This window comes from Actinoplanes sp. NPDC051633 (genome assembly GCF_040681735.1).
GTDB lineage: Bacteria > Actinomycetota > Actinomycetes > Mycobacteriales > Micromonosporaceae > Actinoplanes.
Window position 1 is genome coordinate 1 of sequence record NZ_JBFAZH010000435.1, and the last position, 5,857, is coordinate 5,857.

The 5,857-nt window shown below is 71.9% G+C and carries 8 protein-coding genes and 1 pseudogene; 6 read left to right on the forward strand and 3 right to left on the reverse strand.

Annotation, left to right across the window (positions count from 1 at the left end):
* The 3 genes from AB0M20_RS22975 to AB0M20_RS22985 form a co-directional block, all read left to right on the forward strand.
* A partial coding sequence (locus AB0M20_RS22975; RefSeq protein ID WP_364301283.1) for an aldo/keto reductase occupies window positions 1–505 on the forward strand: 505 nt, incomplete at its 5' end.
* A 17-nt stretch (window positions 506–522) separates the two neighbouring features.
* The gene (locus tag AB0M20_RS22980; RefSeq protein WP_364301285.1) at window positions 523–1,038 is read left to right on the forward strand and encodes a hypothetical protein; all 516 of its coding nucleotides are present in this window, start codon (window positions 523–525) and stop codon (window positions 1,036–1,038) included.
* Between the two features lie 133 nt (window positions 1,039–1,171).
* Window positions 1,172–2,023: a sulfotransferase domain-containing protein gene (locus tag AB0M20_RS22985; RefSeq protein WP_364301287.1), complete on the forward strand. Its 852-nt coding sequence runs from the start codon at window positions 1,172–1,174 to the stop codon at window positions 2,021–2,023.
* A gap of 43 nt (window positions 2,024–2,066) precedes the next feature.
* On the opposite strand, the gene AB0M20_RS22990 is transcribed toward AB0M20_RS22985, so the two are convergent.
* The 3 genes from AB0M20_RS22990 to AB0M20_RS23000 all read right to left on the reverse strand — a co-directional run bounded on the left by AB0M20_RS22990 (window position 2,067) and on the right by AB0M20_RS23000 (window position 4,142).
* Window positions 2,067–2,717, reverse strand: coding sequence for a class F sortase (locus AB0M20_RS22990; RefSeq protein WP_364301289.1), 651 nt, complete (start codon window positions 2,715–2,717; stop codon window positions 2,067–2,069).
* Entirely contained in the window at window positions 2,714–3,373 is a 660-nt protein-coding gene (locus AB0M20_RS22995; protein WP_364301291.1) for a DUF4142 domain-containing protein, read from the reverse strand. The genes AB0M20_RS22990 and AB0M20_RS22995 overlap by 4 nt, the downstream gene beginning before the upstream one ends.
* An 88-nt stretch (window positions 3,374–3,461) precedes the next feature.
* Window positions 3,462–4,142, reverse strand: coding sequence for an SDR family NAD(P)-dependent oxidoreductase (locus AB0M20_RS23000; RefSeq protein WP_364301293.1), 681 nt, complete (start codon window positions 4,140–4,142; stop codon window positions 3,462–3,464).
* Window positions 4,143–4,219: 77 nt separating this feature from the next.
* On the opposite strand from AB0M20_RS23000, the gene AB0M20_RS23005 reads away from it, so the two are divergent.
* From AB0M20_RS23005 to AB0M20_RS23015, 3 genes and pseudogenes are all read left to right on the forward strand, one after another.
* Complete coding sequence (locus tag AB0M20_RS23005) at window positions 4,220–4,846, forward strand: helix-turn-helix domain-containing protein (protein ID WP_364301295.1); 627 nt, start codon at window positions 4,220–4,222, stop codon at window positions 4,844–4,846.
* A 47-nt stretch (window positions 4,847–4,893) separates the two neighbouring features.
* A complete protein-coding gene (locus tag AB0M20_RS23010; protein WP_364301297.1) occupies window positions 4,894–5,517 on the forward strand; it encodes a DNA-3-methyladenine glycosylase in 624 nt (207 codons plus the stop codon).
* Window positions 5,518–5,549: 32 nt separating this feature from the next.
* Window positions 5,550–5,857, forward strand: a pseudogene (locus AB0M20_RS23015) (hypothetical protein); the annotation flags it as partial.

The window sequence follows — 5,857 nt, forward strand, 5'->3', positions numbered from 1 at the left end:
CCTGCTCCGCGACCTCGGCACCCCGCTGCTGATCCACCAGCCGTCGTACTCGATGCTGAACCGCTGGATCGAGACCGAGGGCCTGCTGGACGCGGCCGCCGAGGCGGGCGCCGGCGTCATCGGCTTCACCGCGCTGGCGCAGGGCCTGCTCACCGGCAAATACCTCAACGGCATCCCGGAGGGGTCCCGCGCCACGCAGGGCAAGTCGCTGGACCCGGACACGATCGACGACGCCATGGTGGCCCGGCTGAACGCGCTCAACGACATCGCCTCGGCCCGCGGCCAGAGCCTCGCCCAGCTCGCGCTCGCCTGGGCGCTGCGCGACCAGCGGGTGACCTCGCTGGTGATCGGCGCGAGCAGCGTCCACCAGCTCGAGCAGAACGTGGCCGCGCTGGACAACCTGGAGTTCGGCGCCGACGAGCTCGCCGCGATCGACAAGGTGCTCGCCGAGATCACATCGTCGGTCGACCTGTGGAAGGACGCCCGCCAGGGCACTTTGGCATAGCACCTACTGTGGACGGTGTGGAGCTGCAGTCGGTCACCAACGTCCTCGCCATCGTCATCTCCGTGGTGGCGCTCAGCGTCTCCGCCTACCTCGCGGCCCGGCAGACCAGGACGGCCGCGGCCGGGTACGCCCTACCGGTCGTCCTGCAGGTCTTCGATCAGTTCCGGACTCCGGAGTTCTTCACCGCCCGGCAGTTCGTCTACCACCGCCTCAACAAGGAGTTCGACCCGCCGGTCGCCCTCGTCGATCTGCCGGTGGAGGCGCAGACGGCCGTGCGCCTGGTCGCCGGCCGGTACGACGACCTGGGCAAACTCGTCGCGCACGGGATCGTCGACGAGGATTTGATCATCGGCTCCAACGGCACGGCGACCCGCAAGGTGTGGGCGGCGGTGGCGCCGTTCGTGCTGCTGGACCGCGCCGAGAACAACGCCACCACCTGGTGCTATCTGGAGGATCTGGCCCGGCGGGTGGAGCGCAAGCCGCCCCGCGCGGTGTACGAGAGGCTCCAGCTCGACTACACCCGGGAGCCCTGACGGCCCGGGGATGCATTGCCCATAGGAATGGTAGATAAAGCGGCCGCCCGAGGACTTACAGGCAGTTCACAGAAATCAAGCTTGCAATTGCAGCTATTTGGCGTCCATCGAATTGATGGGGCAGAATCGGCCGATGATCGGCCGGACTCTCGTGATGGCCAAGCACCACACGCCGAACTCCCTGCGGGTGGCGGCGCGCCGAGCGATGCTCGAGGGCCACAACACACGGATGTGGTTGTCCGTCCCCGTTTCCGCGCGGTGCGAGTTCGCGAACGTGTACCACTGCGCGGTGCGCAAGACGGCCAGCCAGTGGATCAATGCGATATTCAGCGATCCGATCGTCTATCGGCACTCCGACCTGCTGCCCTACGTGCCGCGTTACTACAGCTGGCGTCATCCCCAGGCCTTTCCGCCCGGTCGCGTCGTATTGTCACTGTTCGTCTCGCGCAAGGGTTTCAACGCCATTCCGAAGCCGCGCCGCCATCGGACCTTCTTCGTGATGCGCGATCCGCGCGACATCGTGGTGTCGGACTATTTCTCGACCCGTGACTCGCACACGCCGATGGGCGACATCCCGGAACAGCGGCGGATTCTGCGGGGCCTGCCGGTCAAGGACGGGCTGCTGCACATGATCGGCCACCTCGCCAAGAAAGGAACCTTCCGGTCGCTGCGCTCGTGGGCGACCGCCCCGGCCGACGAGGCGGTGCGCCTGGTCAAATACGAGGATCTGACCGGCGAACGGCAGGCCGAGGAGCTGGAGAGCGTGCTGCGGCACTGCGGGATCACCATTCCGGCCGCGGACCTGGAGACGCTGCTGGCCCGCTACAGCTTCTCCAACATGCGCGGCCGGCAGGCCTCCGGCGCGCACTACCGCAAGGGCGCCGCGGGCGACTGGCGCAACCACTTCGACGACGACATCGACAGCGCCTTCACCGAGGCGGCCGGCGACCTGGTCACGCGGCTCGGCTATCCGGAGCGCGGCTGAGCGGCGGGCGGCTGAGCGGCGGGCGGCTGAGCGGCGGGCGGCCTCAGCCGACCGGTTCGGCGTACACGACGACGTTGTGGCTGTAGACGCCCTTGTGGAAGGTGCCGCCGCAGGTGACCAGCGCCAGCCGCGGCGGGCCGCCGGCGGCGAAGAGGCCGTCCGGCAGGCGCTGCTTGTCGTAACTGCGCCGGGCGACCGCCCGGTACGTCACGGTGCGGTCGCCGGCCCGCACCTCGATCCGCGCGCCCATCGGCAGCGTCTCCAGGCGGAACAGGGCGCCCGGCCCGTCCTCGGCGGTGTCGACGTGACCGGCGACCAGGACGGTCCCGCGCGGGGACCCCGGCGTGGCCGAACCGATCCACCAGCCGAGCCGCTCCGGATCCTCCGGCACGTCGAGAGCGCGGTCGGGCCGCACACCGGCGGCCTGGACGGGCACGTCCACGCGTAGCCCGGCGATCCGGATCCGGGAGGGCGCCGCCCACGGGGGCGGCTCCTGCACCTGCTCCCGTATCGGCTCCCGGGTGGCCGACATGGCGGGCGCACTCGCGGCCGGCTGGGCGGCGGGCAGTTCACCGGCGTCGGCGGGCGGGCTCGCCGACTGCACGGCGAGCCCCACGGCCGCGGCCGACGCGCCCAGGCCGGCCACCAGAGTGACCCAGCCCAGCACGCGCCGGCCGTCGCGGATCAGCGTCATCCCCGGACGGTCTGCCGCCGGCGCAGCAGCAGGCCGCCCGCCATCACCAGCAGCACCAGGCCACCGCCGAAGAGACCGACCACCGGAGCGGTCAGCGCCCGGTGCGCGGCCTCGCCGCCGGTGCCCGTGCCGATACTCGACGGGACGCCGAGGTCACGGGCCGCGTTGTCGAGCAGCTCGTGGTGCGCCGCGATCACCGGAGCGGCGTTCTCCGCCGCGCCCTTGACCTTGCTGTCGCTGCCGTCGGCGAGCTCCTTCTTGCCCAGCGCCATGGCCTTCATGTGCGCGGTCATCTGGGTCGAGACGAAGAGCGCGTCGAAGTCGTCGCCGGAGGCCGCGCGGTACCGCGCCGCGAGTGCCTGCTGCTCGGCGTTCGGCGCGGACGGCAGGTCGACGTCCAGCGACGACGCCAGGTCGGTCAGCGCCGCGTCCAGCTTCGTGTGGTCCGCGACGAAACGGGCGCCGAGGTCCTTGACCTGCTGGCTGTCGCCCTTCTGCTGGGCCAGCTTGCCGCCGGCGATCTCCGCCAGGTTGGACTGGTGCGCCGCCTTCAGATATGTCGTGTCCTGGTCGGACGGTGCCGCGTTGGCCGCGGTCGCCGGCAGGAGGAAGAGGCCGACGACACCGAGCGCCGCGGCCGCCCTTCTGATCATCATGGTGGATCCTTTCGAGTCGGGAACGCGGGGCGGATACCCGCCGACGAACGGGCCATGCGTTCGACGCAGAAATCGACTCAATTTGTTTTCAGAGGACCGGCAGGGCCGCCTCGAAGACCGTCTCGGCGGTCGTGCGATCGCGCGTCATCCGCCACGCCACCTGGGCGATCTCGTCCGGGTCCAGGGTGGGCAGGTCGGCGCCGGGGTGCTGCCCGGCGATCATCGCGTGGATGTCACCCCGGGCGATCATGCCGCCGATCGTGAGGGCTCCGGCGAAGACACCGGTGGGTACGAGCGCCTCGTGCAGCGTGAGGGCGTACATCCGCAGGGCGGCGCTCACCGGCGCCAGGGAACCCAGGATCGGCATCGGACGCAGGCCGCTCAGCCCGGCCGGCAGCAGCAGGGAGCCGGCGCCGCGCTCGAGCATGTCCGGCAGCACGGCGGCCACGGCGGCCACGGCCGGCAGCAGGATCGACTCGATCGGGGCGAGCACCTCGGCGGGGCCGGCCTCGGTCAGCGGCCGGATGTCCATGGTGGTCGACGCGGGCCCGAAGTAGAGGGTGTCGATCGGGCCGAGATCTTTCTTGATGCGGCCGAGCACGTCATCGACCGCGGCGAGATCGGTCAGGTCCGCCGCGTAGCTCGTCGCGCCGGGCAGCTCGAAGCCGCGGCGGGAGACCAGCGCCGCCGCGTACCCCTCATCACCGAATCTGCGCGCGACCGACGTGCCCAGGCCCGGCCCGGCACCGAGAACCGCGATCACCGACATGGTTCCTCCTTGAAGTTGAGATTGTCCTCAACTTAGGCCTAACTTGAGTGCATCGTCAACTTCGTTAGGGTGGCGACATGACGACGTTGCGGCGGGATGCGCGGGCGAACCGGGAGCGCCTGATCGAGGCGGCCCGCGCCGCCTTCGCGGAGCGTGGGCTGGACGTGCCGCTGGATGAGATCGCGCGCCGGGCCGGAGTGAGCATCGGGACGCTGTACAACCGGTTCCCGAGCCGGGCGGCGCTGGCCGAGGCGGTGTTCGCCGACCGCGAGGAGACCGTGGTGCGGATCGCCGAGCACGCGCTGTCGATGGACTCGGCGTGGGACGGGCTGGTGCACCTGATCGAGCAGGTCGGCCGGCTGATGGCGGCCGATCGCGGCTACAACGACCTGACCGGGCGCCGGGCCGGGCCGCCGCGCGGGCACGCGCTGATGTCCGCACTGGTCGCGCGGGCCCAGGAGAACGGCGAGCTGCGGGCCGACTTCACGCTGACGGACATGGCCTTCGTGGTCTGGTCGCTGACCGGCACGATCCGCGCGACGGCCACCGAGGCGCCGGACGCGTGGCGCCGCCACCTGGCCTTCATGCTCGACGGCCTGCGCGCCCCGGCCGCCCGCCCGGTGCCCGCGCGCCCGCTGCCCGCTCCCCCGCTGACCGACGAGCAGGTCGCGCGCATCATGAGTGGCGCCTGCCCGCCCGCATAGCGCCGGGGTGTCGTTGCCGCCCGCCGCGCTGCGGGCACAATCGGCGGGTGGAATTCGCGTGGCTCGACGCGCCCGCCGGCGACGTCGCCGAGACGGCTCGTACCCTGCTGGGCTGGCGCCTCACCGCGCACAGCGTGAGCGTGCGGCTCACCGAGGTCGAGGCCTACAGCGGGCTCGGGCTCGACCCCGCCAGTCACGCCCACCGCGGCGTCACCGGGCGCAACCGGGTGATGTTCGGGCCGGCCGGGATCCTGTACGTCTATCAGATCTACGGGATGCACTTCTGCGCCAACGTCGTGTGCGGGCGCGAGGGCGAGGCGGCGGCCGTGCTGCTGCGGGCCGGCGCCGTCGTGGACGGCTTCGAGCTCGCCCGCCGGCGCCGGCCCGCGGCCAAGGGCGATCACGACCTGGCGCGCGGGCCGGCCAAGCTGATGCAGGTGCTCGGGCTCGGCAAGGAGGCGTACGGGACCTCGCTCATCGACGGCACCGGCCCCGCGCTCCTGACCCCGCCTCAGGACGGGCCGCCCCGGGTCGTGGCCGGCCCGCGGGTGGGCGTGACCAGCGCGCACGACGTGCCGTGGCGGTTCTGGGTCGCCGACGACCCGAGCGTCAGCAGCTACCGGCGGCACGTCGCCCGCGCGCGAAACGCACAAAACGCGCCAAACGCCTGACGGCCCCGCCCACGGTGGCTAACGTCCGGCCCATGCCGAACCGCCGGATGTTGCTGCTGCTGGACCTGTTGTGCCTGGCCGGCGTGCTGTGGGCCGGCACGCTGATCGGCATGCTGCTGACCGGCCGGCCGATGCTCCCGTCGGCCGTCGCGGTCGGCGTGGCCGCCCTTCTGGTGCTGCCCGGCTTCCTCGCCGGCGTGGTGGCCAACCGCACCACCTTCCGCGGCCGCCCGCCGCGCGACGCCGCCCAGCCGACGATCTGGCGGCCGCCGGTCGACCTGCCGCACGCCGCGCTCGCCGTGGCCGGCGGCCTGTTCCTGGCGTTCTGGCTGCTCGGCAT

Coding starts and splice junctions, on each gene's coding strand:
- AB0M20_RS23005 (WP_364301295.1), top strand. CDS start 4,220: ATGACGACGTTGCGGCGGGATGCGCGGGCGAACCGGGAGCGCCTGATC.
- AB0M20_RS23000 (WP_364301293.1), bottom strand. CDS start 4,142: ATGTCGGTGATCGCGGTTCTCGGTGCCGGGCCGGGCCTGGGCACGTCG.
- AB0M20_RS22985 (WP_364301287.1), top strand. CDS start 1,172: ATGATCGGCCGGACTCTCGTGATGGCCAAGCACCACACGCCGAACTCC.
- AB0M20_RS22995 (WP_364301291.1), bottom strand. CDS start 3,373: ATGATGATCAGAAGGGCGGCCGCGGCGCTCGGTGTCGTCGGCCTCTTC.
- AB0M20_RS22990 (WP_364301289.1), bottom strand. CDS start 2,717: ATGACGCTGATCCGCGACGGCCGGCGCGTGCTGGGCTGGGTCACTCTG.